This window comes from Photorhabdus viridis (genome assembly GCF_040256935.1).
In the GTDB taxonomy this organism is placed as follows: domain Bacteria; phylum Pseudomonadota; class Gammaproteobacteria; order Enterobacterales; family Enterobacteriaceae; genus Photorhabdus; species Photorhabdus viridis.
On sequence record NZ_JBEJZY010000035.1, the window covers coordinates 16,575 to 41,334 of the forward strand.

Genomic DNA, 24,760 nt, shown 5'->3' on the forward strand with positions numbered 1-24,760 from the left:
TATGGTTGAAAATAATCTGGCAACTTAAGCCAGCTTGAATAAATTTAATTTTTTCTAATGTAAGTTCTTATTTTATCTACTTAGATGAAGCTGATATTGTTCATACATATTTATAACTTGGAAATATACATTATAGACAGGTTGGATTTATTTAAGAAGATATTTGCATTATCTAAGTTAAATTAAGAGTAAACCTCTTTTAACATCGAAAAAATAACAAAAATACTCTGTTTTTGAATATATTTTGGAATTAAAATCTATTTATTTTTATATTATTGGATTTTATTTCTTTTTGCATTTGTTTTGTTGGTTAATGTTTTTGTGATTTTTCTATTTATTTTTTAAATGTTGTTTAATATTAATTATTTTATATCAGCTGGTTATTGGTTTTTTATCTTTGTAAATATTTCAATACGATTTTTTTATCCTGTGAAATAATGTCTTGTTAATGCGAGTTTTCTTTGTTAACTGTGATTGGCATAGTTTTTTTATTATAGATGATGTTAATTTTATATTGTGATGTGACATTATGAGAATGATGATTAATAATCAATTATAGTAAAATGGGATTATTATTTGAGAAATAGTAATCTAAGATTTTTTTCTCTTTGTGAAGAGGAGCAGTCAGTAGAAATATAGAGGTCAATGATTCTCTTGCTGCTCTTTCGCTTTTTCTGCTAATTGTGGGAAATCAAGAACAGTCCAGTAGCGTTCTGGCACTGGAAGCTCTTTCATTTGGTGGCTGGGCCACAATTGTAATTCGGCCAATTCAGATAATATGTAGCCAGAATATTGTTGTGGCAAAGTAAGCCTGAGTGGATATTGCTGCTCTGACGGTACCATATTCGGTGTACGATCGCTGTGAGTGTGATAATCACGTTGAAGAACCAAGCGCTTATCAGGTACACGACGTTTACTGTCCCACCAGATACCATCGATCTGTTCAAACATTTTCCGGGTTTCATCAGAGGAGAGGGCTTTCAGTTCATGCAGCGCAGGCGGCAGAATAGCTTGCATTGATAAGCGGTATTGCTTCATTGAAGGTACTTGTCCTGCCAATATCAATGAAAGGGAAAGACGCGCTCCCAGCAAATTAGAGTAGAGATCTTCAGGAGAAAATGCAGAGACTTTTTCAGAAAACCCCGGTATAGATTGGTAACCATACCATTGGGCAATTTCATGCCATGCGGCGAGTTCAAAAGCCAGTTTTACCGCCAGATAAGCACTTAGGGTATAACGTTGTTCTATCGCAGCTGGTGGTGTGAATTGATAAAACTGGATGCGGCGTGATGCTAATTCGTTGCCTAATTCTATTTGCCACTCTTCCCCAAGACGAGGCCAAATTTGACTGAATAGAAAAACTGCATTATCAGCCGTATCCCGCACATGGGAAATATCAATGAATCCACCTCTGCGAGTATATATTATCCCTACTTTTTCATTACTGATTCCTGTTAATGAAGCGACGGTGCCAAAAAAGCTATTGTTATAATGATGTTCGCCAAGATCATCGGCATCCAGCACATTAGCTATTTGATAAAAAGGGACTGGAATAGCCAATAATTGTGTTTTCAAATCATAACCAAAAGCACAGCAGGCTCTTAATCCTTCGGGAGAACGGGTTGGGTCAAGAGCCGGCCATGCACGGGTTGCTTCGGCGGTTGTTTCGCTCTTTAGATCAGGTTGTACTGGTGCAATTGGTGAAAAAGTTCCCTGACATCCTGCAACTAAAGTTAGAGCGGCAATCCATAAACGCAATTTCAAAAAGCCTCTCCCACCTGAAAATAAAATCCGTTGCTTTTTTTACCGATACCAAAGTCCAGTCTTACATTCATTTTAGGTTTGAATTCAAAGCGATATCCTGCCCCAACGGTGGGAAGCCAGTTTCCTGAGCCAATATCTTCGGCGTAATGACTCATGGTGCCGGCTCCCGCCCACAAGACAAATCCGTGTCGCCAGTCCAGTTTATGTCGATATTCCAGTTGGGTGCTGATAACATTTTTGTCCCGGTATCTGCCTTCATAATATCCGCGCATCCGGTTACTGCTACCCAGCATCGACAGCATATTCCACGGTACCTGACCATCAGTGAAACGGCCATGACTATCGAATGCCAGTACCGATTTTTCATTTAATTGGTAATAGGCGCTGTATTGCATATCAACGGTGTTAAACCGGCGGTCACTGCCTAATGCCGGGGAAAAATGGGTGTAAATAAGATCAAGAACTTGTCCCCGATGAGCGTTAGGCAGAAAATCCCGAGTATCATAACTGAAATAAACACTGACACCTGAACTTAATATGGATTGTCCGTCCTTTTCTGCGGCGAATAGTTTTTTCGCGCCATTATCAGGATCTTTGGCATATAGTGATGAAAAATCCCAGCCAGCGCCCAAATAGGTGGAATCAGCAACCCGATAGAGCATTCTGGGTTGCAGGCGCAGTTCCTGTGATCGGTATTTTTCTTTATTATCATCTACCTTACCTGCGTCATATCCGCTTCCCCAGTAATAGGTGGGAACGTTATTCAGTGTGCCGGAAAGAAAAAAACGCCATTGATCATCAGCAAAAAAACTGTAGTTATCAAATGTGAACCCAAAAGCACCTGTTAAAGAGGCAAATCCATTTAGGGAAAGGGAAGAGATCTGGCTGGTATGGTCGTGATAATCTGGCCGGTAAAGCCCAACGACGGCAACACCGACGCCAGCGCCTAATTCAGGGGTATAAAAAGGACCCGGCAAAATGCCCCAGTCAATGGCTTTACCGTTGTCATAGGTATTACTGCCGCCTAATTTTTCCAGCCAGCCGTCGATTTTTTCCCTGCTAAGAGGCAATTGACCATATGAGAAATCAGAAATAAAAAAGCTGGCTAAAGCCAGCCCATATAGAGTACAGCGGATTTTCATTAAAAACGGAACTCACCTGAAATATAGAAGCTGTTACGTTTGTTAAAGCCAACTTCAGTCAGTAAATTGAAATTGCGCGTGACTTCCAGCCTTGCCCCAACAGTATTATTCCAGCGGGAAGCAACATGCTGTTTTACTTTGAACTTCATACTATCGTAATCATCGAATGCACTTACCAATTGGTCAAACATAGGGGGTAAATTCAGATTACTGATATTGCCTTCAAATTCTTGAGTAATTCTCTGGTACATACCGCCGGTCCATACCTGCAATTTGGTATTTCCCTGTCCGGGGATGATTGGCCGGAATGTAAACTCATAACCAATACGTGGTGTGACAACCAAGGCACTGATTTTACCATCCAAAATATCCAAATTGGTGTAGGTATAGTTGGTATCAAGGGTACCAAAGAATTGATCATAACCCCCTGCCAGAGTAAAACCGGCACCATAGGTTTTACCTTTAAAATCCAGTGCGAAGGGAATATCTTTCATTCCAGGAATAGTAGAACCAAGAAAGCTGATTCCCTCAATATTGGTTTTTGATGTGCCCTTTGTCCAGCCATAAACGCCATAAACATTCAGAAAAGGCAGAACCCAAGTATCCAGCTTGAGCATATGCGATTCATTCTTTTCTCTGGTTTTGCCTGTTTGAATGCCCAGTGTGTCTTCAAATCCAGGGGTGTTCGGTATAATAATTTTAATATCGTCTACAACGATATTTTGGCGCATATTCATATAACCGTAACTAGCGCCAAAAGGCTCAGGTAAGTCATAACCTCTGTCTCTGGCCTCATCACCCCAAAGAGGAAGTACACGTGATTCCTGCTTATTTGGTTTTCTGGATAAACTACCATCAGCAGTTGTTTGACTTCCACCAGACTGGCTGACGGAAAGAGAAAGAATTGGGCGGTCATCTGCATAGCTGTAGGGGATTGCCAGACATGATGAAATAACAGCTAACTTACTAATATCAAAAAGTTTCATAATAGAAAACTCGGTTTGCGAGTAGATAGATTAAGGTTGTTGATGGCCTATCATAATTTTCAGAGTACAGAAGCACCGGCAAACTATCACAAGTTTTATGGATAATAAATATCATAAGGTGCTGAAAATTATAATTTTACTGTACGTTTAATGAACGGCCTTATTTTTTCCAGGCAAAGATAAAAGGATCATGGTTATTACACCACCGATTAATCCCCAGAATGCAGCGCCTACGCCAAGTAGTGTTACGCCGGAAGCGGTGATTAAAAATGTGATTACTGCGGCATCCCGTTGTTTTTCATTCTGCAATGCCTGGAGCAAGCTGCCGGAAATGGTTCCAAGTAAAGCTAATCCGGCGATGGTATGAATAAGAGCAGTGGGCAGTGCGCTGAATAACATGCTGATTGAACCACCGAACAGGCCTGCGATCAGGTAAAATACACCCGCAGCGGCAGCGGCCATATAACGGCGATTAGGGTCGGAATGGATTTCCGGACTCATACAAATAGCGGCTGTAATGGCGGCAATACAGACGGAAAAGCCACCAAAAGGTGACAAGATCAGTGCGATTAACGCCGTCCAGCTTATCAGTGATGAAACCGAGACTTGATATCCTGCGGCTTTCAGGGTGGCGATGCCAGGCGCATTCTGAGAGGCCATCGTGACAATGAAAAATGGGACGCCTACACTTAATAATGAAGAGAGTGTAAAACTAGGTGCAATAAATTCAGGGATAGCAAAGGCGACAGCTGATTGTTGTTCAAAATGAATATCTCCCTGCAAAGAGGCGATAATTAGCCCTGATAACAGGGTTAAAACAATGGCATAGCGTGATAAATATCTGCGTGCCAGCAGATAAGTCAGACACATTCCCGCAGTCAGTACAAAATTGACAGAAAACGAAGAAAAAGCATCAAGGCCAAAACGTAACAGAATTCCGGCCAGCATTGCTGCGGAAAGTGCCTGTGGAATATAGTTCATTAATCGTGCAAACAGGCCGGTAATACCACATAACAAGATCAGGGCAGAAGCAAAGATAAATATACCAATGGCTTCATTGATTGATGTTCCTGGCAGGGTTGTCGCCAGCAGCGCTGCGCCTGGTGTTGACCATGCAGTAAGGATCGGCGTTCGGTAATAAAGCGAGAGCCCCAGTGAGCTGATACCCATCCCAATTCCCAGCATACTCAGCCAGCCACCGATCTGTATAGCTGTGGCTCCAGCGGCTTCCGCAGCTTGAAAGATAATTGCCGCCGAGCTGGTGTACCCAACTAAAACAGCGACAAATCCGGCGATGATTGCCGGAAAAGAGAGGTCACGCAGGGAAATTGCATGGCGCATCGTGGTCTCCATATTAAATTATTTTGGTTAAAAGAATCTTAATTTGTCTATAATCTAGTTAGTTATCGCTGTAGAGACAAGTAATCCATTGGATGAATTCCTTGTTGAAAGATTTGCAACTAAAATAACTATTTTTATAATTAATCCTTATACTTATTATGGAGCCTGCCTAATGGAAAACTTTGTTCGTCCTGTTTTAACGTTACCGGATAGTGCGGAGCGATTATTATTGCACTCTTGTTGTGCTCCTTGCTCCGGTGAAGTGATGGAAGCGTTGCATGCCTCTGGCATTGATTACACCGTCTTTTTCTATAACCCTAATATTCATCCAAAACGGGAATATTTGATCCGCAAAGAAGAGAATATCCGCTTTGCAGAACAACACAATGTGCCATTTGTGGATGCGGATTATGACAGCGATAACTGGTTTGAACGCGCTAAAGGCATGGAATGGGAACCGGAAAGAGGTGTTCGCTGCACGATGTGTTTTGATATGCGTTTTGAGCGCACTGCTTTGTATGCTTATGAAAACAATTTCAGCATGATCTCAAGTTCTTTAGGTATTTCCCGTTGGAAAAATATGCAGCAGATAAATGATTGTGGAAAACGAGCTGCAAGTCAGTATCCGGGGGTTAAATATTGGGATTACAACTGGCGTAAGCAAGGTGGCTCCGCCCGGATGATTGAAATCAGTAAACGGGAGAGATTTTATCAACAGGAATATTGCGGTTGTATCTATTCATTGCGTGACAGTAATAAACATCGTAAGTCTCAGGGACGGGATATTATCAGAATTGGTGTGAAATATTATGGTGACGACGATACAGAAGGTGCTTGTTAAGCCATTTACTTTTATATGTTGAGGGGGGCTTTGTCCCCCCCGAATTTACGACTATTACATTATCAAACCCGTGTTATAACCATTTATCGACACCGCCATGATGGGAACAAGTTCCTCTACGATGTTGGCTGTAACTGAAAGAACCATCTCTACAGCGCGCGGTTGCCTCAGATAAGATGGGAGAACTCAGTGGGTTTTCTTTGCTTCTTTTGTCGCTTTATGATGCTGATGTTGTTTGCTTTCTTTAGCAGTGGCTTTGCCTGATTTAGTTTTCTCCATATGGGAAGATGTAACCTTGGTATCCGAAGATTGGGTTGCAGATGTGGTTGGTGCGGCTAATACTGCGCCAGAGAATAACAGTGATAATGCAGTTATAGATAAGCCTAAACGTTTCATGATAATTTTCCTGTGTTTTAACTTTGTTGTTTCATTTGCTGGGATACATTTTTAGCGCCTAACAAGCTACTTGATATTCCAGATTTGTTTTAATACACAGTGAGTATACGTTTGTGATCGTTAATTCAGCAAATTTAAGATAATACCTTTTTATAGTTTTTTATAATTTGTTGAAGAATCGTTGAAATTTTTTGGCCTGATTTGCCTGACAGCAGAGAGCGTTTATTTAATAGCAATGGCCTTTTGTGGTTAATTAATGAGCGATTGTTTCAGGTGATGTGGTTAATGGCCGGACATTTATTGGCATAGCTAATGTGGCATGGTTTGTTGGTCATTGGCCAATCTATTGGCTTGTCTCCTAGTATCTTGTGCTAGTGAATTATAGAAAATAGTCATGTCTATGAAGGAATAATTCATTGCCATACTTACAAAGAAAAATGCCAGACTCTTATTACGTGCACACTATGGGAGTTATATATAATTTAGTGGAGTTTCCCTGTAATAATGTTTTTTATTTGGATAGGATGAAATATTATTACAACTAATTCTATTTTCTTTGTGGACAACGGTGAGAACTATACTATTATGAAATTGATGCATTGAAATAATTAATGCGAATTTAGCCGTTCAGCAACTACATCACAGTCGATAATAACATACTGAATATATTAACGCTCTATTAGGGAAAAACTTATACAATTCATGATGAAAAGGCAATGAGGCGTCATAAAAATCATTGGCTATAGTCGGAAGAATAATGTTAACCAAGTGGAGATAGATGTATGTCTAAATACAAATTAAACCGATGTGTATTAGCAAGTGCGATATTATTATCTTTCATGTCAGGAAATGTTATTGCCGCCAATCCTAAAATATCTGCATATTATCTGAGTGGACCTGCTGCACAGGTTGATACTCAAGAATATTATGCCAGCCTGGATAATTTTAAAAAATTAAGTAGAGATATTGCTAAAAATAAGAGTAATTTTAATACGCTGGTATTGTCTTTTATCCAGCCTGGTTTTGTTAACTATGAGAAAAACAGCCTGAAATGTTCAGGGCTATTTGGCTATACCTGTACCTCTAGCCAAATCATTAGCACAAGAGAAGCTGAAAATGCCAGGTCTGATTTTTTGACATTAAAAGGTATTATTGCTGATTTAAAATCTCATGGAGTGAGTACTTATATTGCTGTAGGCGGATGGAACTTTAGCTGTTATCCGAAAATTTATGATATAACCGCCAACAAAAAAGACGCTTGTGGTAATGAACCGGGTGCGGTCTATGATATTTTTCCCAATCCAATGACTAAGATTCCTCGTTTTGATAGTAGTATTACGGGTAAGGCAGCAGATGGCGCATATAGAAACATTGTTAATTTAGCTGCCGATTTAGATGTAGCAGGGATTGATGTGGATTATGAAGAGTTCTGGCATGCTGATATTAATGCAAAAAGCTGGAAATTAACGCCTGACTCAATCAAGGTTCCCTCTAATAACAGTGAAACTCTTATGACATCAACGTTAATAGCAAAGGGGCTAGGTGGTTATGTTTATGATGCGTCAATGAATATTGTCCCTGGCGCAGAAAGAATTCCCCGCGCGATGCCTGCAACCGTGGATAAATTCGCTGCTATTTTAACGTCTTTTTACACCTCAATTAATGCAGTTAAACCATCGCTTCAGTTAAGTACTGCCGGTCCTGCAACTGGCGGTATCCCGAATATGTCTGCTAACTGGGGAACCAACGCGAGGAACAGTGATATTTATGGTGGTGCCTGGTGGGGGGGAAATCTCTATGGTTTGATTTATAATACCGCGCTGAGTTATCCCAAAATTATCAACCGACTCAGCTATATTGGTGTGATGACCTATGATTTGAGTGAAAAAGATTGCGGATTTATCGGAGGAGGTGAAACTTATATTCCTTGTGATCTGCCCGGGCAAGTTAAGTATTATTATGGTCAATATATTAACTGGCTTAAGTCAGGTAATGAAGTTGTGGCTTTCCATGTCAAACTGAAAGGCGCGCGTAATTACGCTCAGGCATCCGTTCAACCGCAAAAATTATTGGTTTTGCCGCCTATTACAGTGGGGTTTGAAGTGGGTAAACCTGCAACCGGTAATTTACCGCTCACTAAGGCCAAGCTCAACAGCATATTAGAGGGTACGATCAAATACGGTAAAACGGGCCTTATTATGTGGGATCTGTTTAAAAAGGAACGTTATGACGGCAATAATTGGAGAGATGAGTGGGCAACACCTAATGATGTTTTGTCTATTGCCTGTAAAAAAATAGGACTAACAGGAGAGCATTATAATTGTGATAGCTCTGTCCCGACACCTGAGCCTGTCCCGGCTTTTACCAAGAGAAAAAATCAAGGTTGATGTTTCATTTTTAATTCTTAACGTATGCAGGCCTGCTTTGAAGGCGACCTGCATGATTATATAAGGGCAGCAAAACGTACCGGAAATGCTGAAAATTCATATTTGCAACGATGCCAGCTCAAATTTTTTGGGATGAGCTGGCTATTTCGTTATCGTCTGCCACGCAGCAGTGGTCGGCTGGTGACCTGAGATGGTTTATCCATTAACTTCCAATGCTCATTTTCCGAATAGACTCTTCCACTCTTAGGAACGATAGAGCCAACGAGTAAATCAACATGGTGAGGCTGTAGACCAAGTTGGTTAAATGCTGCAACATCGACATTCATTGGCGCAGTCGGGAACTTTTTGTAGTCCTTTTCTAAAATGGCATCTTCTGCGATCGCTTTAAATACCGCGGAAGGTATCTCGAATGATTTTATAACAAACGGCAGTTTTTCTTTGGGGTTTTCAGTTTTTTGTTCGTAAAACTGTAATGCCCGACGTGGGTTGCCGAAATTATAGAACGCAAGATTGCCGCTGGATTTACCCTTATTGGCAGCAATATAATTTTTAGAGAATTGATACCATCCACCTCTCTTCTGCGCCTCGCCCGGCATGGTTTTATTCAGGTAGTCTTCTTTGCCGCCATGTTCGTTATTCCTGTTAGGAATCGCTATTTTCACTCCTCCGGTACCGGTAATCCCGGTATAAAGAAACTTCTCTGATTGTTGCGCCACTTCCACACGATAAACAGTGACGTTTTCAGTTGTTATACCATGCAGGTTAATTTCTTCAGCCGCTGCCACCTTAGGTTCTGTGAAAGGCAATTCGTTAAAGAGACTCGATGTTTCCCGTTCCTTGGTCGGCCCACGATAAGCTTCATGCCATAAACTATTCGTGCCTGATATTTTTGGCGCAAGTTCATCGCGTGTACCCAAACTATGCTCGCTAAAAGGTAATTGCTTAAATGCTTCCCGGGTATGCCACTGTGCCGGTGTTAATCCATCCGGATCATGTAATGTCACCGGATTATTCCGAACCATCCTGTAAAGGTTCACCCCATCCGCTGTTCCGGCAGGGTCCGCACTTAACCATCGCCCTACCCACGGCTGATAATATCGATAACCATAGTAATACAGCCCTGTAGCATCCCGTTCTTTGCCTGAGTAGCGAATAAATTTGTAACGGGCTTCAGTTTGGTTTCTCGCTGCCCACACAGCCGTACCACCGAATGGATAGTACTCTTCGTGGCTGATAATTGTCCCCTTGTGATCCAGCTCAAGCTGGCTGGAGCCGGTAAGATCATCGTAGCTGTAACGTACTTGATTGTTTTTGATATCTGCTGGTGGTTTGGTTTCCCAGTGCAGTATCCGTACTTGCGCGCGACCGGCTTCACCCACGGTAATGACTTGTAAGTCCTGTTTGATGATAGCGCTGTCTTGGGCTGTTCGCAGTTCCAATCCTGGTAGATAAATGACTCGCTGTTGGTAGGCGGGGGACTGGGCTTGCTGTTCACTCACTTTCAGTAATCGTATTCCATCGCTGTCATAGCGATACCACTCTCTACCACTATTGATGTTGTTTTCCTGAGTTGCTTGTATCGCTTGTTGCAACTGACCGCGAGTGTCCCAGCTCAGGTAGTGCCCCTGTACTAATGTATTCTGGTGGCCGCCGGCGTCAAACAAATCATCCACAAGCATTGGATTATCGGTCAATGTGCTCCACACTGCGCGGTTACTGCGGTTTGAAACCGTTATCTTTGTGGTATAGCTGCCTTGGATGGCGGGTGAACTGTGTTGGATTTGCGTCAGATTGCCGCCACGGTCATAAGTATAGGTACGGATATATTTGGTGTAAGTATTGCTCTCAGAAGGCAGAACAGGAGAGGGTAGTAAGTTATCGCACTGGCTGATATTCGCCATTTCCCGGCCAGTTGCTTCGATTAACTGGTATAGAGAATCGTAACGATAGGTATTCTTCGGTACCACTTTCTGATTGCGCCAGAAGCGGGTGGCTTCTGCACTATTACGAATATTAATGACATTACCCACTGGATCATATTCATAGCGTAAATCTTGTAACATTTTATTGTCTAAGGTGCGGAGGGTGGTGATGCTAATCAGACGTTGTGTTTCCGGTTCATAAGTATATTCAGTCACCACACCGTTACCATGTATTTCTTGCAGTTTCTGCCCAGCGGCTGAATAACTCAGGGATTTAACGATAATCTGTTCACTCTGGCCTTTTACTGTCAGCTTACTGCTGTTCAATTGCCCGGCAATATTGTAGGTCAGACGCTGTATATTGCCTTTCGTATCTGTCTGCATCAGTAACGCGCCAGTAGCGTCAAAGGCGCTTTGTGTGGTGTAGGCCTCGCTGTCCAGGCGGCTCTGGTTGGTAGCTTGGTTATCATCTTTCCAGTCTGCCTGATGATTATCGGACAGCAATTGACGGGATTGTGATAAGACGGTCCCGGTTAGTGACCGGCTTTCTAACTGGGTTAGCCCCGCAGTGTCATAGTGATTTACACACTGGCCGACAAGGTTGTGGTCTTTTGCCTCCTGTGTATTCCGGGACCAGATAAGGCGTTCAGTCACGCGTGCCGTTGCTTCTCCAGAGACTTGTTCAGCGACCGACAACAGGCGGCCCGGCAAAGAAGCGGCTTCATATTGCCGGGTTTGTATAACTTTGGTTGCGGTTTTTGTCAGTACCGGACGGCCTTCAATATCATTGAGGGTGACGGTGTGGCCGGCATCAACACTCTCTGTACTCAGGATATTGCCGGTCAGATTGTACTGCCAGGTAAAATTGGGCTTCACTGAACTATCAGTTTGCATGGCGTCATACAGGCGCGGATCAATACTTTGGGTCCGATATCCATAAGCATCGTACTGATGACGGGTGATACGGAGATCGGTATCACCCCCTGCGGTGGTGCGGTGAAAACTGATTTCACGGATAGTCAGGCCACGGTTGTCCCGAATGCTGACAGTGGGAGTACCGACAAAGATTGCCGGATTAAAAAAGGATGTCATATTACTATTCCTCATGTTGATAGATACTGCCCCGCCATGTACTGCGGGGCAATGGGTAAAATTATGGGTTTCTTGACGCGGTGTCGTTTTCATCCTCACTGATGACAAACCACGGGGTGTACTGTTTTTCCCGCAGGTATTTCTTCGCGGTGATGACTTTGTATTCACGTCCCAATGGATCATAAAGGTGAGTATCGGCAAATAGGTCATCGCGTGCGCCGTCGTCACTGACATAGCGCCGCCGCCTCTAGGGAGTGACAGCGTTGTAACCGATACTTCTGATGAATCCTGCATAAAATACTCCTTATGACAGGCCCCTTACCGGGACCTGCGATAGACAATGACGGATTCCTGTTTGGCGGGCAGAGTAGGAACAGACTGAATGAAAGCGGCGCGGTTGATTGATGCAATATCAAATACGTTTTGGTAGCCGGCATTAACAAGATGTTGTTCGGGTGTACCTGATAAAAATGATGTTTTATTTTGCATAACAGTCACCATGACACGGCTTAGAATTAGGACATCTTGGAAGGTTAGTTGCGAAGATCAAACTAGCTTTCTTTGTGTGACAATTCATAAGTATTCCTTTTTATTTTTACTTATTTATTGCTAATTCATTTAATGTGGCACATGGATGGATAAAATGACCTGCACGAGAAATTCTATCCAGTACGCTTATGTCAAAAGGTGTTATAAAAGTTAATTTATGATAATGGACTAATCCATGATTCATCTTAGGTATTAGATTTACTTCACTGTTTGGTAAGTGTTTCTAATTGATAGAGGGATGACTTTATAGTGTGGGAGCTTATTATGTTAAGCTCATTTTTTATTAATCCAGGAATAAAAAATTAATCTAATGATGGCAGTGGAGAAACCACGTAACGGTTTGAGCCTGAAAATAATCAGGCTTGTATTTATCGGGGCGTTTTTGATCTTCTGCCAGCTAATTTATTGATAATTTTCAGACGATTAATGAATAAATATCCTCTTTGTCTATTTGCTGGCTAAAACGTCCAAAAGCCGGTTTTATTCGCTTTTGCCAGCTTAACTTGAGTTACAACAATGCTTGTTGTTACCGCATCTTGCGCCACAATGGCATGATATTGGTTAATACATCAGGGGGAGGGCAAGGATCATTCACCTTTGTCATTTTCCACAAACCGGTATGGCTTTTACGGGTAGCATTATTGGACATAAATACTTGATATAACGAACCTGTGTCTCCGGCATGATTATGGGTATCAAGGAAGCCTTTGTTTCCCCATCGATTATAAAGAGAAAGATTATCGCTTTCTCTGATATTTCCATTTGGCAGCGTAGTTTCGCAATAAATAACCCATTCCAAGCTTGCTTTTTTGCGGATATCTGAGGTGTAGACTTGGTGTATCTCTGTTGATTGCTCATATTGATCCACCACATCATAGTAGCGTAAGTAACCGCCATCACAGTAATACAGGTTGTGAAGTAAGATAATATCATTATTCATTATCTCACTCCCGGTCGGTTTTTCTGTTGCTGACTCAATTCGCCATGCCCCGCCATAAATAGCTAAAGATGCATCTACTGTTACAACGGCATATTTGGTTCCGGGTCTATTACCGTTGCCAAATACACTGAGATATCCACCGCTCCAGTTCTTATAGCAGTTTAATATTGTCACGGTATCTCCATATTTAAGTACATTCTCCATCGTTTCCTCGGCAAGTATGTTATTTTTCTCTGAACAATTGATACCTCCCTGAAATTACTTTCCATTCGATACTGCTATTTCTTGCATATATTCTTGGCGTCATTTCAGGATTTGGTTATCGTAACAAGCGGGTTATCTCACCTTTTTTGTGATCCCTTGCGGGCCTGAAATAGGGTCGAATTCCTGCATCACTGAATATTCATAGCAATGGGAGATAGAGAAAGAAAAGATAAAAAAGTTAATTTTTATCGAATGAGAAACTATTTGGTGGGTTGCAGGTTATTTTCCGGTTATTACGTTACCTAAAAGTTGAAATATTATTTTTTCTGTTTATCACAGTACACTATAGCCGTAAAGGCAGTCTCTTTTGGCTGATATATCTATCGTGGAGAGCAACAAAAAGCGACATAATGCCGCTTCAATTGATGGATAAATTTCATCTCTACTGGCATTGCTGGATTTGCCAGGACGATATACCCTTCATCTTTCAAGTTGCTGCTTTGTTGGCTGCGTTCACTTACCCCAGTCACATCGTTATCTATGCTCCTAGGGATGCGTTCACTTGCCGCCGCGCTGCAACTTGAAATCTATTGGGTATATATTTTTATTTTTGGTGATTCAAGCCTGCGGCCAGATCAACACCACGACGCTATCGTTATATTTATTGGCGGTACCATTTTCAGCACCGATAATGGTTGTTCCTGGTTTTGCATCAAGGGGATTATTGGCATAACGCAACTTGCATGGTTTGCCATCTCCTGCAATTTCGATGCAGACTTTGCCTGTGCCTGACGAATAGGTTTTGAAGCCCAATACACTATTCACGCCTTTACCGGTTAATGTATCTGCCAGCTGGTCGTCAATATACACTTTTATCGTTTGCTGATGGATATCGGTATTAACGTAGGCAGACAGGCCAAACTTGATATTGTGAGGTAACTGGATGCAGTATTTACCGGTGTTGTTGGCGCCGCATATTCCGCCACAGATTCCACTGCTGTTACTGCCTAATAGATCGGTATCAAACGATACCGCAGCTTGAATCTTGTTGAAAATAACTCCATGCCAATAAGTTTGAATGGCGGTAGGTTTACCATCAATAGCATTCGATTGCGTGTTATATCGGATATAAGAATTGCCTTTGAAAAGATAAATCATAGAGCCGGCAATACTCTTCCATAAAATAACCGCATCCAGATTTTCACTGAATTCTGAATATTTCCCTGTTGTTCCCCATTGATCTGAGATGGTTTTCTTATTGGTTGTATGTGAACTCACTGTATAATCAATGCAATCTTTACCTTTAAAAAAACAAACGGTATTTGTTGACAATTCTGTGGCGGCATCTATACCGTTTTCAAATCCAGTGCTTTTCAATCCAGGCCATCCATCTACAATGGGTTTTGGTCCATCGATTATCTGTGCTTTTGCAATGTCGAATTTAAGATATTGCGATCCTTTGAAGAAATATAATGAGCCATTTAAGTTAATCACATCGTCAATATCTTTTTGGAACTCGATGGGCAGGTTGGGCCAGTCATTACTGATAGGCTGAGGAGTGTCTCCTTTGTTTATTTGAGGATCATCATAATATTTAATGTTTTCTGTATTAAGAAAGAAGTAGGTACTGGTATTCATTAGTGTGTATCCTTAATAATAGTTGAGTTAAACATTATTTTAGTGATTTGTTAACTTTTCTGCTTTCAGATATAACAGCAATACATTTTTGTCTTATGATAATGACCAATTCAACACTACCACACTATCGTCGTAATTGTTATTGGTTCCATTGCTGGCGCCGATAATGGTGGTTCCCGGTTTTTCGTCGAGTGGGTTATAGGCATAACGGAGTTTGCATGGTTTGCTATCTCCTTCAATTTCAATACAGATTTTTCCTGTACCTGATGTATAGGATTGGGTAGTCGTTTCTTTGCCGGGAGTTCACTATGATGATACACAGCGCTTTTTTTTAATCTGTGCGTGAGGTAAATTGCTCATTACATAGATGAAATTTACGTCAATTGGAATTTATAATGTCAAAGTTAATTGAAGGTAATCAGATAGTTATTATTGCGATGGTTGTTGCATTAGTTCAGTTTATTAATGCGTTGGAGTACATGATGGTGACTCCGCTTTTTGTGTATATGTGCGATGATTTTCACATGCCTGTGACTATGGCGGGAGTGATTGCCGGTACTTATGTTCTCGCCTCAGTCTTTTCTGGCCTGGCGTCCTTTTTCTTTCTCGATCGCTTTAATAAAAGAAAGGTTCTCATTGTAAACACGTTACTTCTCGGTTTGATTACTTTCCTGACAATTTTTTCCACCGAGCCATATCAACTTATTCTGCTGCGTATGATTGCCGGTCTGTTTGGTGGCGTTACATTGGGGGTCGGGATTGGGATCCTACTGAATAACTCCCCGGAAAATATGCGGGGAAGGGTTCTGGGGATTGCATTTTCATCTTTTTCATTCGTGAGTATTTTAGGTATGCCGCTGTGTTTATATTTGGCGACGAGTTTCACCTGGAAAATTCCTTTCTTATTGATCGTTATTTTATGCATCGTCAGTTTGCCTTTGATCCTCTGCTTTATTCCAGGAACAGAGAAGGTAAAAAATAGCCAGAATAAAATTGTACTGACCAAAAAAATAGCATTGGCTGGGTTAGCAAGCGGTGTCAGTAACTTTAGTCCTTTCATGTTGATTCCGATACTTGTTCCGCTATTAACAAATGTGTTTTATGTTCCGGAAGAGCAGGTTTCACTGGTATTTTTTATTGGTGGTCTGGCTTCCTGGTTGGGGACTTATTTAACTGGAAAGTTGTGTGATAAATATCCTCCGCAGAAAATTACCATTGCGGCGGCGGCTTTATTTATTATTAATATTCTTCTGGGATTAATGGGGAAAATGAATGGATATGTATTCTTTGCCCTTTTTATGTTTGCGACTTATGTGCAGGTTATGGCGGCCAACGTACTGGCTTCTTATGCTTCGACGCCTGAAAATCGTGCAGGTTTTGGCGCCCTTCAGATGGCGTTATCCAATCTGGGCGCCGGTGTCGTGTTTTTCTTCTCTTCCATCTTTTTAAGTGGTAAAGCAATTACTGCTGAAAGCGTACAGCCTATTTTCATATTGTCTATGGTTTGTGCTCTAATATTACCGATATATGTAAGAAAATTAGCTCAAGTGTTGAAAAGAGATGCTAAGAGTCTAATGAATAATTCTTACAGTAACAGTTAAAGGAAAACAACGATAAATATGTGATCTAGCCTTAATGGTAAAATAGCAGTTTTGAGCTATATTTAAGTTTAAGGCTAATCATGGATATAAGATCATTGGCGTGATTAATAAAAACGGAATTTTGTTGAAAGTATAATGTCACTGGAGGGAATTATTATTATAGAATAATTTGGGCCAATGCTGGGTGAGAGTGTGCGAAAGGATGACGTTATTAGAAATCCTATCATGATTATTATTAAACTTATTAATTGACATAGGTGAATAAAATGGAAGAGAAATTAATTGACACTAAGAATAGACCAGCGGTTAATATCATTGCGGGAGTGACAAATATTAAATCCATTTATAATAAAACGCCTTGTGTATTTATAATTGAGCATGGGTATATTGCCAGAAAAAAATTTACTGTGGATAAAATGTCTGAATGGCGTGGTGATTTATGGGCTCCCTGGATAGGTGATAAGTATGAAACCAATAAGGCAATTCATATCTATACTGGAAGAGAATGTAAATCTGAAATTGATATTTGGATATTTCAGGATTATTGGAATCCACCGAATGAAAATGCTGTTAAATATTCTTCAAATAGAGCATTCAGTTATGATGATGCATTAGAGGTCCCTGGCAATAACCGAGGTGGAGGTAATAAAATACTGACTCTAGAATTTAATGATAATAATATTGACCTGAAAATGACATAGCATCGCATTATAAGATATTAAATATATCGGATAACGTGTTGTATCCATATACATTCATTGGAACGGAAATATTTCTCCGCGTGTTGTTTAATATTTTTGATTTTCCTGCTTATGATCCAGATTTATTGATTATCAAGCAGGTTCTTCATCAACATCGCCGATGCAGGCGATATTACACAATCAAAACAGGAGTAAAATTATGGCGATCCCCGCTTATTTGTGGCTGAAGGATGACGGCGGTACAGACATCAAAGGCTCTGTAATAGCACAAAATGGATGATGCTGAAAATCATGGATTAACCATACTAGGATTGGTTATAGTGCTTATTATCTTAACCTTTGGTTTTTCCGGAGTAAAAATGAAGTTACCTCTTACTTTGTCTGTTTTGTTGATTTTTGGCGGATGTAATATCTCCGTTTGTGCGGAGGAATACTTAAATGCGGGATTTAAGCGGCTTGCCGTTCTTGATCCAGTGAACCATCATCCGATGGAGGTTAGTTACTTTTATCCCAGTTCAGCACAAGGAAAAGGAATAAGCTCTGTTGGACCTGTCGATATTTTAGCAATTAGCTCGGCTAAAATGACGTCAGGTCGATACCCTCTTGTTGTTATTTCCCATGGTAATTTAGGAAGTTTGTGGGGACATCATGACCTTGCCAGTTATCTTGCTAAAAGAGGCTACATTGTTGTGACTCTCACACACCCGGGAGATAATTATAAAGATGCATCCGGCATTGGGGCCACCAATACCATTTATGGTCGTCCTTTACAAGTCTCTGCTGCCATCACCGCTGCTTTAACAGAGCCATTCTTAGCACCTTATATAAACAGTAACCAAATTGGTTTTATTGGATTCTCGGCAGGTGGGGGAACGGGGCTGTTTCTTGCAGGCGCACGAGCGGACTTTCAACGCCTTGAGGAATATTGCTCGTCTAGATTAGAGGACGATGTTTGTGAAAGTGAAGGAAAGATCATAAATGATCGTCCTGATATTTTGCCTCAGTCTGATCCTCGAATCAGTGCATTTGTTTTGATGGCGCCATTAAGTGTCTTTTTTTCGACTGAATCAGTAAAAAATATTTATTCTCCAATTTTTCTTTATGCTGGAGAGAAAGATCATCAGCTTGATAATGAATATAATTCAATCGCGCTTACCCGCGATCTGCCATTATCACCTGAATTTAGAATGATTCCTGGGGCAGGTCATTTTGTCTTTCTTGCGCCATGTTCTATTAATCGGACCAAAAGTGAGCCAAAATTGTGTCAGGATCCACCAGGTATTGATCGGCACGTTATTCACCAAATAATTAATGCTGATATTGCTGAATTTTTAGATGTACAGTTAAAGGGGCCGTAGTGTTCATCCCTTATTTTCGACCTTTCTTAAATAGTGTGATTATTACTGACCATTTATTTGATCATCGATTAAATAACATATCTAAGTAGTTCCTCCCCTATATTTTCTTATTTTTTATAACCAATATTGATATTCCGGATATTGGTTTATATCGCCTGTTTTTTAGATTAAATAGTTATATTTCTATACATATAAGTATTAATCAATAGTGAAGCATAACTATAACAGGCTATTTTTTTAAAAAAATATGCTGGGCTTATATAATTACATGATGGAATATGATGATATTATGAGTTTTTGTAAATATAACGTTAATATATTATTGGGGCAAATCGGAAGTTGTGAATGTTTTTTGTTAATGCTGACAGGAATTGACACTGAATTGTGAATAATACTTATGAAGGGTAACCGTAGTTTTTTGTAAATAAAGATAATACAAATAACGATAGGAATAATTCAGATGAAATATGCCTTTATTACCGGTGCGACAGGAGATATTGGTTTCGCAATTACAGAAAAACTATCTGAGGATGGTTTTGAGCCAATATTATTATCACGCACTTCTGATCGTCTCGATAATGCAATTAATAAGCTACGTAATAAATATGGTAATCAATTTGCAAAGAAAATAGTGTGTGATGTTTCTGATCATGAAGATGTCAGCAAAGCTTTTGATCAACTTGATCTTGAAAATAATAAGTTATCTGTACTGGTGAATTGTGCAGGTATTTCCGGTGGTGGAATTACTGCTGAAATAAGTCCTCAAACTTGGCAAAATGTAATAAACGTTAATTTAAATGGCACTTACTTTGTCATACATGAAGTTCTGACAAGAAAACTCATGCTATCTGGTGGAAGAATTATCAATATTGCGTCAACCGGTGGCAAGCAAGGTGTTATTTATGGCACGCCATATTCCGCCTCTAAACATGGTGTTGTCGGTCTCACCAAATCCTTGGGGCTTGAATTAGCGCGTAATGGTTCAGGCGTCACCGTGAATGCAGTTTGCCCTGGGTTTGTTGAAAGTGACATGGCCGTGCGTGTCAGAGAACATTACGCCAAGATTTGGGGTACTGATAAAGAAGAAACGAAAAGAAGAGTAGAAGAACGTGTTCCTATCGGGAGATATGTTGAACCTAATGAAGTGGCTGAAATGGTTTCTTATCTCGCATCTCCGCTCGCTGGGGCTGTAACCGCTCAGGCGCTTAATGTGTGTGGTGGATTAGGTAATTACTGATCATGGGAAATATTTCTTTATCATCTGATTTTTTTGATCTTTGGATTATAAAAATCGATGATATTGATTTAGTGTCTGTTGGACAGTTAGTTTATGATTCTGATATTACTCGCCATAATCAGATCTGTTTAGCGGATAGAAGAAAAAAGTTTATTTTTAGAAGAGTTGCATTGCGTTATGTTTTAAATCAATATCTATCTGATTATGAAATAATAACGAATGATAACGGAAAGCCTTATATATCTATGGGGAAAGACTTCAAATACCATTTTTCACTGAGTGCCTCAGGAAATTATTGTGCTATTGGCCTTAGTTCAAGAGAGATGGGTGTTGATATTGAAGTCACTCCTTCTAAGATAAAAATCTCAGAAATTATTGAGTATTTTATTAAGGATGAAAAACTGGAATATATAAAAGGTATCCTGTTAAAACAACCATTAGGTATCAGTCCGGGATTTAAGAGTTATTATTGTTTAATATCATTATATTATTGGGTTAGACTTGAAGCATATATTAAATTATTTGCTTCGACCTTACATGAAGAATTATTGGTTAATAACGCTGCTTCTGCGAAAAATATGCAAGAGCTGGAGGGAAGTACATTGCTAATTCATAATCAGGAATTTGTTTGTGCTTTGTCTCAAAAGAAGATAATTTCCACTCCGAATATTAAGAGAAGAAACTATTCCGAAATTATAAGGAACAAATATGAGTAATATTATTGATTTAAGTGTTCCTATAGATAGTGATTTTTGGGAGCCTGAAAAAGTCACGAGAGAAATAGTCGATCATAAAGAAGGTGCCAATAAATTAGGTGAGAGTTATTTGTATTTCCATACCAGTTCATGGTGGAAACGAGTTTTTATAAAACTCTTCAAACGTAAAAAGTGGATAATTGATCATAATGATTTCCCTGATGGTATGGGATTATCACTGATGCATTATCGACTGACAACTCATACCGGAACGCATATTGATGCACCTTATCACTATGGGTGGCATAAAGGGCAAGAGCAGCCGGCAACAATTACCGATATTCCTTTGGATTGGTTTTATAGTCATGGTGTATTACTTGATTTTAGCCAAAATGATCAATTAATTGATAAACAGGCGGTAGAAAACAAGTTAAAGGAAATCAATTATAAAATAAAAGCAAATGATATTGTTCTTATAAGTACTGGTGCTGATAAGTTAGTAGGCTCAAAATCCTATTTTACTCACTATAGAGCGATTGAAATCAGCGCTGTTCAATGGTTAGTAGAGCAAGGCATAAAGATTATTGGAACAGACGCCTTCAGTTTTGATCGGCCATTTATAGAGATGATTAACGATTATAAAAAAACAGGGAACAAAGCTTACTTATGGCCTTCTCATTTTATCGGACGGGATCATCCTTATTTGCAAATAGAACGACTTTGTAATTTAAACAGTATTCCTAAACCTTATGGATTTAAGGTGTGTTGTTTTCCAATAAAATTAGAGAAAGCGGATGCTTCATGGAGTCGGGTTGTTGCAATATTTGATAATAATATATAACTGACTGATAAAACTGAGTACATTGTGAATATAAAATAAGTTTCAATGGTTAAGGTTATATAAAGCAGCGAAAGATAGATTATCTTTGTTGTGTTTTATTATGGGCAATTATATTATCTCTATTGTAATAAATTTGTCATCTCCTTTCTAAATGATTTTTAAGAGTAAATTGAGCGATTAAAAAAAGGCTGAATTATTACCTATAAAGATCGAATGGAGTTATGGTTGGGCCTGGTGCTCATTCTCAAGAGTTTTGGTTAGGAGATAAAGATCAAATACATATATGACAAATATTAATTTAAAAATAATCAAAGTAGTTTGAGATAACTACTTTCAAATAGGTATTTTCTTAAATGAAAATGGGTAAATTTTATGTGAATAAAACTTACCTGACAATAAATTTGTATTCTATTTTTATCGAGATAACTATTGTGATAATAAATAACAGAAATGAATCTCAAACACAGAGAGTGGTGGTGACAGGGTTAGGTGTTATTTCACCAGCCGGTATTGGCATTGATGAATTTTGGGACAATATTCATAACGGGAAATCGGGGATCAGTGAATATGAATGGGGAAGAAAGAAATTCGGATTCAAAAGCGGAGCTATAGGGAAGGTTTGCGATACTGATGTCGATAATAATAACAAAGAATTTGTTTTGAAAAGTGAGCATAAATATCTGCAATTTGCTTTGGATGCGTCCGAGATGGCAATGCAAGATGCAAAGTTAATGCCTTCAGAAATTGACACTAAACGTTTTGGTGTTGCAATAGCAACCGCTATTGCCGATGCTGCTGGAATGGAAGAGTGTTTGCTCAGAATTACCCATGGAGGTAAAGAAGAGATCAGCCCTGATTTAATTCAACCAGAGGATTACGATAGCTTTGATTTCAGTTCTGCGGCAACCTCTGTGGCGAAAAAATATGGTGCGTCCATGTCGGTGAGTAATATCTCAACGGGATGTGCGGCAGGGCTTGATGCTTTAGGTACTGCTTTTGAACATATTCGTTATGGAAGAGCGGATGTCATGCTGGCTGGCGCAAGTGAAGCTCCGCTTTGTCCGCTGTCTATTGGCTCTTTTGAGGCTTTAGGGGCGTTATCATCAAGAGAGCTGGAAAATCAGCAATCGGCAACCTGTCCTTTTTCTCTTGAACGTGATGGATTTGTTATTGCAGAAGGGTGTGGAATATTAGTTTTAGAGTCTTATGAACATGCGAAGAAGCGTGGAGCACATATCTATGCTGAATTAGTGGGGTATGCATCAGTCAATAATGCTTATCATATGACGGATTTGCCCGCTGATGGATTGGCAATGGCACGATGCATTGATATGGCATTGAAAGATGCCAAGGTTGCCCCATCAGCAGTAAATTATATTAGTGCGCATGGAAGTTCTACGGCTCAAAATGATATTAATGAATCAAATGCAATTAAATTTATTTTGGGGGAAAAAGCATTTGATATTCCAATTAACTCATTAAAGTCAATGACAGGTCATGCTTTAGCTGCTGCTAATGCGATAGAATCTGTTGCATTATGTCTGGAAATAGAAAGGCAATATGTTCATCCAACAATTAATTATCAAACCCCGGATCCTGGTTGCGATTTAGATTATATTCCTAATCAAGGTTTCGTATATCCCATTGACACTGCATTAAAATTATCCAGTGGTTTTTCCGGTATTCACAGTGTTATTGTTATGAGGGCAGTTAACAATGCGTAGAAGAGTCGTTGTTACCGGTGTTGGTGCAATACATCCTGATGGCAAGGATGTGACATCCATCAAGTCAAATTTGATTCATAAACTATTGGGCCAAGACTTAATAAATAATATGGTTTCAAGCCCTGTAATAAGGACATTGAGCGATCCCGATGAAAAAAAATATATCAATAATCGCTTAAAGCGCAAAATTGATGATTTTTCTATTTATGGCATCGTTGCCGTTGAGATGGCATTAAAAGAGAGTCAATTAGATTTAGACAAGATTGATCCTAATCGCGTCGGGATATATGTTGGAAATTGCTTTGGTGGATGGAAATATATTGAAGACGAAGTTAAGGCGCTACATATTGAAGGAATTCAGGGAATGGGGCCTTATGTTGCTACGGCATGGTTCCCTGCTGCACTTCAGGGGCAGTTATCACTTCTTTATGGTTTTAGTGCACAATCTAAAACGTTTTCTACATCGGATGTGGCAGGGATACAAGCAATAGGTTATGCGGCTGACGCTATTTCTAATGGTGTAGCGGAAGTTATGTTATGTGGTGCGTCAGAACATCTTTCGAGCCCATTAGTTAAAAATTTATTAGAGCAGAGATCAGCACAGAGAAATTCTGAAATATTTGGCGAAAGATTACCAGAAAATTTCTCGGAAGGGGCTGCATTTCTGGTTATAGAAGAAATGCAACATGCTTTAGAACGTGGCGCTTCGATATTGTGTGAATTAACCGGCTTTATTGATTATTTTTCACCTGATAAAAATACAAGAAGTGACACCTTGGAATATACTGCTGAACTATTCAGCCATAATGAGAATTCTGCATTTATGATGGATGGAATATATGCTGATGAAAAGGAAATAACGAGTAAAGTATTCTCAGATAAAGATATAAAAACATCTTTTGTAAATCTGAGACCTTATTTAAATAATCAATTTTCGGTCAGTGGCGTGATTGATTCAGTTCTGGCCTCGTCATTCTTATCAGAAAATAATGGAGAACAGCAGCCTATTACAATAAATGAACTTTCAAATATTAATCAAATAGTCATTCAGCGTCTCAGTAACAAAGGTCATGTGTGTGCGTTGAGTTTTTCAGCTATTTAATCTCTAAAATATTTAAATATTCAGGTGAAATATATGAATAACAATCCAGAAGTAAAAATAAAAACTATTTTATCATCTTTTGTTAATATTAATTTTGATGATTTCAATATGGATGCAGATCTTGCTCAAGCTTATGATATGGATTCTACGGAATTAGCTGACTTAGCGAAACAAATTGGCAAAGAGTTTGGTATTCCTGTGACCAAAAGTCAATTTAGCAATTGGGAAACAGGAAGAGCTGTTCTTGATTTCGTCTCAGAAAATTTAAGCGATAAAAATTAACTGTTGATCAAAGGGAA

General features: G+C 39.7%; 21 protein-coding genes and 2 pseudogenes. 11 read left to right on the forward strand and 12 right to left on the reverse strand.

Features of this window, described 5'->3' with window-relative positions; all coding sequences use genetic code 11:
• Window positions 1-642 precede the first annotated feature (642 nt).
• The 4 genes from ABR397_RS15475 to ABR397_RS15490 form a co-directional block, all read right to left on the reverse strand.
• The gene (locus ABR397_RS15475) at window positions 643-1,764 is read right to left on the reverse strand and encodes a DUF4056 domain-containing protein (protein WP_350306534.1); all 1,122 of its coding nucleotides are present in this window, start codon (window positions 1,762-1,764) and stop codon (window positions 643-645) included.
• Window positions 1,761-2,906: a BamA/TamA family outer membrane protein gene (locus tag ABR397_RS15480; protein ID WP_350306535.1), complete on the reverse strand. Its 1,146-nt coding sequence runs from the start codon at window positions 2,904-2,906 to the stop codon at window positions 1,761-1,763. Before ABR397_RS15480 ends, ABR397_RS15475 begins: the two co-directional genes overlap by 4 nt.
• Window positions 2,906-3,892, reverse strand: coding sequence for a hypothetical protein (locus ABR397_RS15485; protein ID WP_350306536.1), 987 nt, complete (start codon window positions 3,890-3,892; stop codon window positions 2,906-2,908). The genes ABR397_RS15480 and ABR397_RS15485 overlap by 1 nt, the downstream gene beginning before the upstream one ends.
• Before the next feature lie 147 nt (window positions 3,893-4,039).
• Window positions 4,040-5,233: a benzoate/H(+) symporter BenE family transporter gene (locus tag ABR397_RS15490; RefSeq protein ID WP_350306537.1), complete on the reverse strand. Its 1,194-nt coding sequence runs from the start codon at window positions 5,231-5,233 to the stop codon at window positions 4,040-4,042.
• Window positions 5,234-5,405: 172 nt separating this feature from the next.
• Between ABR397_RS15490 and ABR397_RS15495 the strand changes: the two genes are divergently transcribed.
• Window positions 5,406-6,074, forward strand: coding sequence for an epoxyqueuosine reductase QueH (locus tag ABR397_RS15495; protein ID WP_036844679.1), 669 nt, complete (start codon window positions 5,406-5,408; stop codon window positions 6,072-6,074).
• A gap of 73 nt (window positions 6,075-6,147) precedes the next feature.
• On the opposite strand, the gene ABR397_RS15500 is transcribed toward ABR397_RS15495, so the two are convergent.
• Window positions 6,148-6,264 (reverse strand): DUF3761 domain-containing protein, encoded by a 117-nt coding sequence (locus ABR397_RS15500; RefSeq protein ID WP_081704206.1) that lies wholly within the window; start codon window positions 6,262-6,264, stop codon window positions 6,148-6,150.
• A complete protein-coding gene (locus ABR397_RS15505; RefSeq protein ID WP_350306538.1) occupies window positions 6,261-6,470 on the reverse strand; it encodes a hypothetical protein in 210 nt (69 codons plus the stop codon). The genes ABR397_RS15500 and ABR397_RS15505 overlap by 4 nt, the downstream gene beginning before the upstream one ends.
• 782 nt (window positions 6,471-7,252) lie before the next feature.
• Between ABR397_RS15505 and ABR397_RS15510 the strand changes: the two genes are divergently transcribed.
• Entirely contained in the window at window positions 7,253-8,857 is a 1,605-nt protein-coding gene (locus ABR397_RS15510; protein ID WP_350306539.1) for a toxin, read from the forward strand.
• 149 nt (window positions 8,858-9,006) lie between these two features.
• Here ABR397_RS15510 and ABR397_RS15515 read toward each other — a convergent pair whose 3' ends face one another.
• The 6 genes and pseudogenes from ABR397_RS15515 to ABR397_RS15535 all read right to left on the reverse strand — a co-directional run.
• Entirely contained in the window at window positions 9,007-11,871 is a 2,865-nt protein-coding gene (locus tag ABR397_RS15515) for an RHS repeat protein (protein ID WP_350306563.1), read from the reverse strand.
• A gap of 61 nt (window positions 11,872-11,932) precedes the next feature.
• Window positions 11,933-12,109 (reverse strand): annotated as a pseudogene (locus ABR397_RS25060) (insecticidal toxin complex protein); the annotation flags it as partial.
• An 80-nt stretch (window positions 12,110-12,189) separates the two neighbouring features.
• A complete protein-coding gene (locus ABR397_RS15520) occupies window positions 12,190-12,360 on the reverse strand; it encodes a hypothetical protein (protein ID WP_350306540.1) in 171 nt (56 codons plus the stop codon).
• A 586-nt stretch (window positions 12,361-12,946) separates the two neighbouring features.
• Window positions 12,947-13,534, reverse strand: coding sequence for a hypothetical protein (locus tag ABR397_RS15525; RefSeq protein ID WP_350306541.1), 588 nt, complete (start codon window positions 13,532-13,534; stop codon window positions 12,947-12,949).
• A gap of 648 nt (window positions 13,535-14,182) precedes the next feature.
• Window positions 14,183-15,202: a fucose-binding lectin II gene (locus tag ABR397_RS15530; protein ID WP_350306542.1), complete on the reverse strand. Its 1,020-nt coding sequence runs from the start codon at window positions 15,200-15,202 to the stop codon at window positions 14,183-14,185.
• Window positions 15,203-15,295: 93 nt separating this feature from the next.
• Window positions 15,296-15,481 (reverse strand): annotated as a pseudogene (locus tag ABR397_RS15535) (fucose-binding lectin II); the annotation flags it as partial.
• 116 nt (window positions 15,482-15,597) lie between these two features.
• Between ABR397_RS15535 and ABR397_RS15540 the strand changes: the two are divergent.
• From ABR397_RS15540 to ABR397_RS15580, 9 genes are all read left to right on the forward strand, one after another.
• The gene (locus ABR397_RS15540; protein WP_350306543.1) at window positions 15,598-16,803 is read left to right on the forward strand and encodes an MFS transporter; all 1,206 of its coding nucleotides are present in this window, start codon (window positions 15,598-15,600) and stop codon (window positions 16,801-16,803) included.
• A 266-nt stretch (window positions 16,804-17,069) separates the two neighbouring features.
• On the forward strand, window positions 17,070-17,504 hold the full coding sequence (locus ABR397_RS15545; protein ID WP_350306544.1) for a hypothetical protein: 435 nt from the start codon (window positions 17,070-17,072) through the stop codon (window positions 17,502-17,504).
• A gap of 272 nt (window positions 17,505-17,776) precedes the next feature.
• Window positions 17,777-18,862, forward strand: coding sequence for an alpha/beta hydrolase family protein (locus ABR397_RS15550; RefSeq protein WP_350306545.1), 1,086 nt, complete (start codon window positions 17,777-17,779; stop codon window positions 18,860-18,862).
• A 460-nt stretch (window positions 18,863-19,322) separates the two neighbouring features.
• On the forward strand, window positions 19,323-20,099 hold the full coding sequence (locus ABR397_RS15555; protein ID WP_350306546.1) for an SDR family oxidoreductase: 777 nt from the start codon (window positions 19,323-19,325) through the stop codon (window positions 20,097-20,099).
• 2 nt (window positions 20,100-20,101) lie between these two features.
• Window positions 20,102-20,815: a 4'-phosphopantetheinyl transferase family protein gene (locus ABR397_RS15560; RefSeq protein WP_350306547.1), complete on the forward strand. Its 714-nt coding sequence runs from the start codon at window positions 20,102-20,104 to the stop codon at window positions 20,813-20,815.
• Complete coding sequence (locus ABR397_RS15565) at window positions 20,808-21,635, forward strand: cyclase family protein (protein ID WP_350306548.1); 828 nt, start codon at window positions 20,808-20,810, stop codon at window positions 21,633-21,635. The genes ABR397_RS15560 and ABR397_RS15565 overlap by 8 nt, the downstream gene beginning before the upstream one ends.
• A 353-nt stretch (window positions 21,636-21,988) precedes the next feature.
• Complete coding sequence (locus tag ABR397_RS15570; RefSeq protein ID WP_350306549.1) at window positions 21,989-23,359, forward strand: beta-ketoacyl-[acyl-carrier-protein] synthase family protein; 1,371 nt, start codon at window positions 21,989-21,991, stop codon at window positions 23,357-23,359.
• Window positions 23,352-24,461, forward strand: coding sequence for a beta-ketoacyl synthase N-terminal-like domain-containing protein (locus tag ABR397_RS15575; protein ID WP_350306550.1), 1,110 nt, complete (start codon window positions 23,352-23,354; stop codon window positions 24,459-24,461). The genes ABR397_RS15570 and ABR397_RS15575 overlap by 8 nt, the downstream gene beginning before the upstream one ends.
• A gap of 33 nt (window positions 24,462-24,494) precedes the next feature.
• Window positions 24,495-24,743, forward strand: coding sequence for an acyl carrier protein (locus tag ABR397_RS15580; RefSeq protein ID WP_350306551.1), 249 nt, complete (start codon window positions 24,495-24,497; stop codon window positions 24,741-24,743).
• Window positions 24,744-24,760 lie beyond the last annotated feature (17 nt).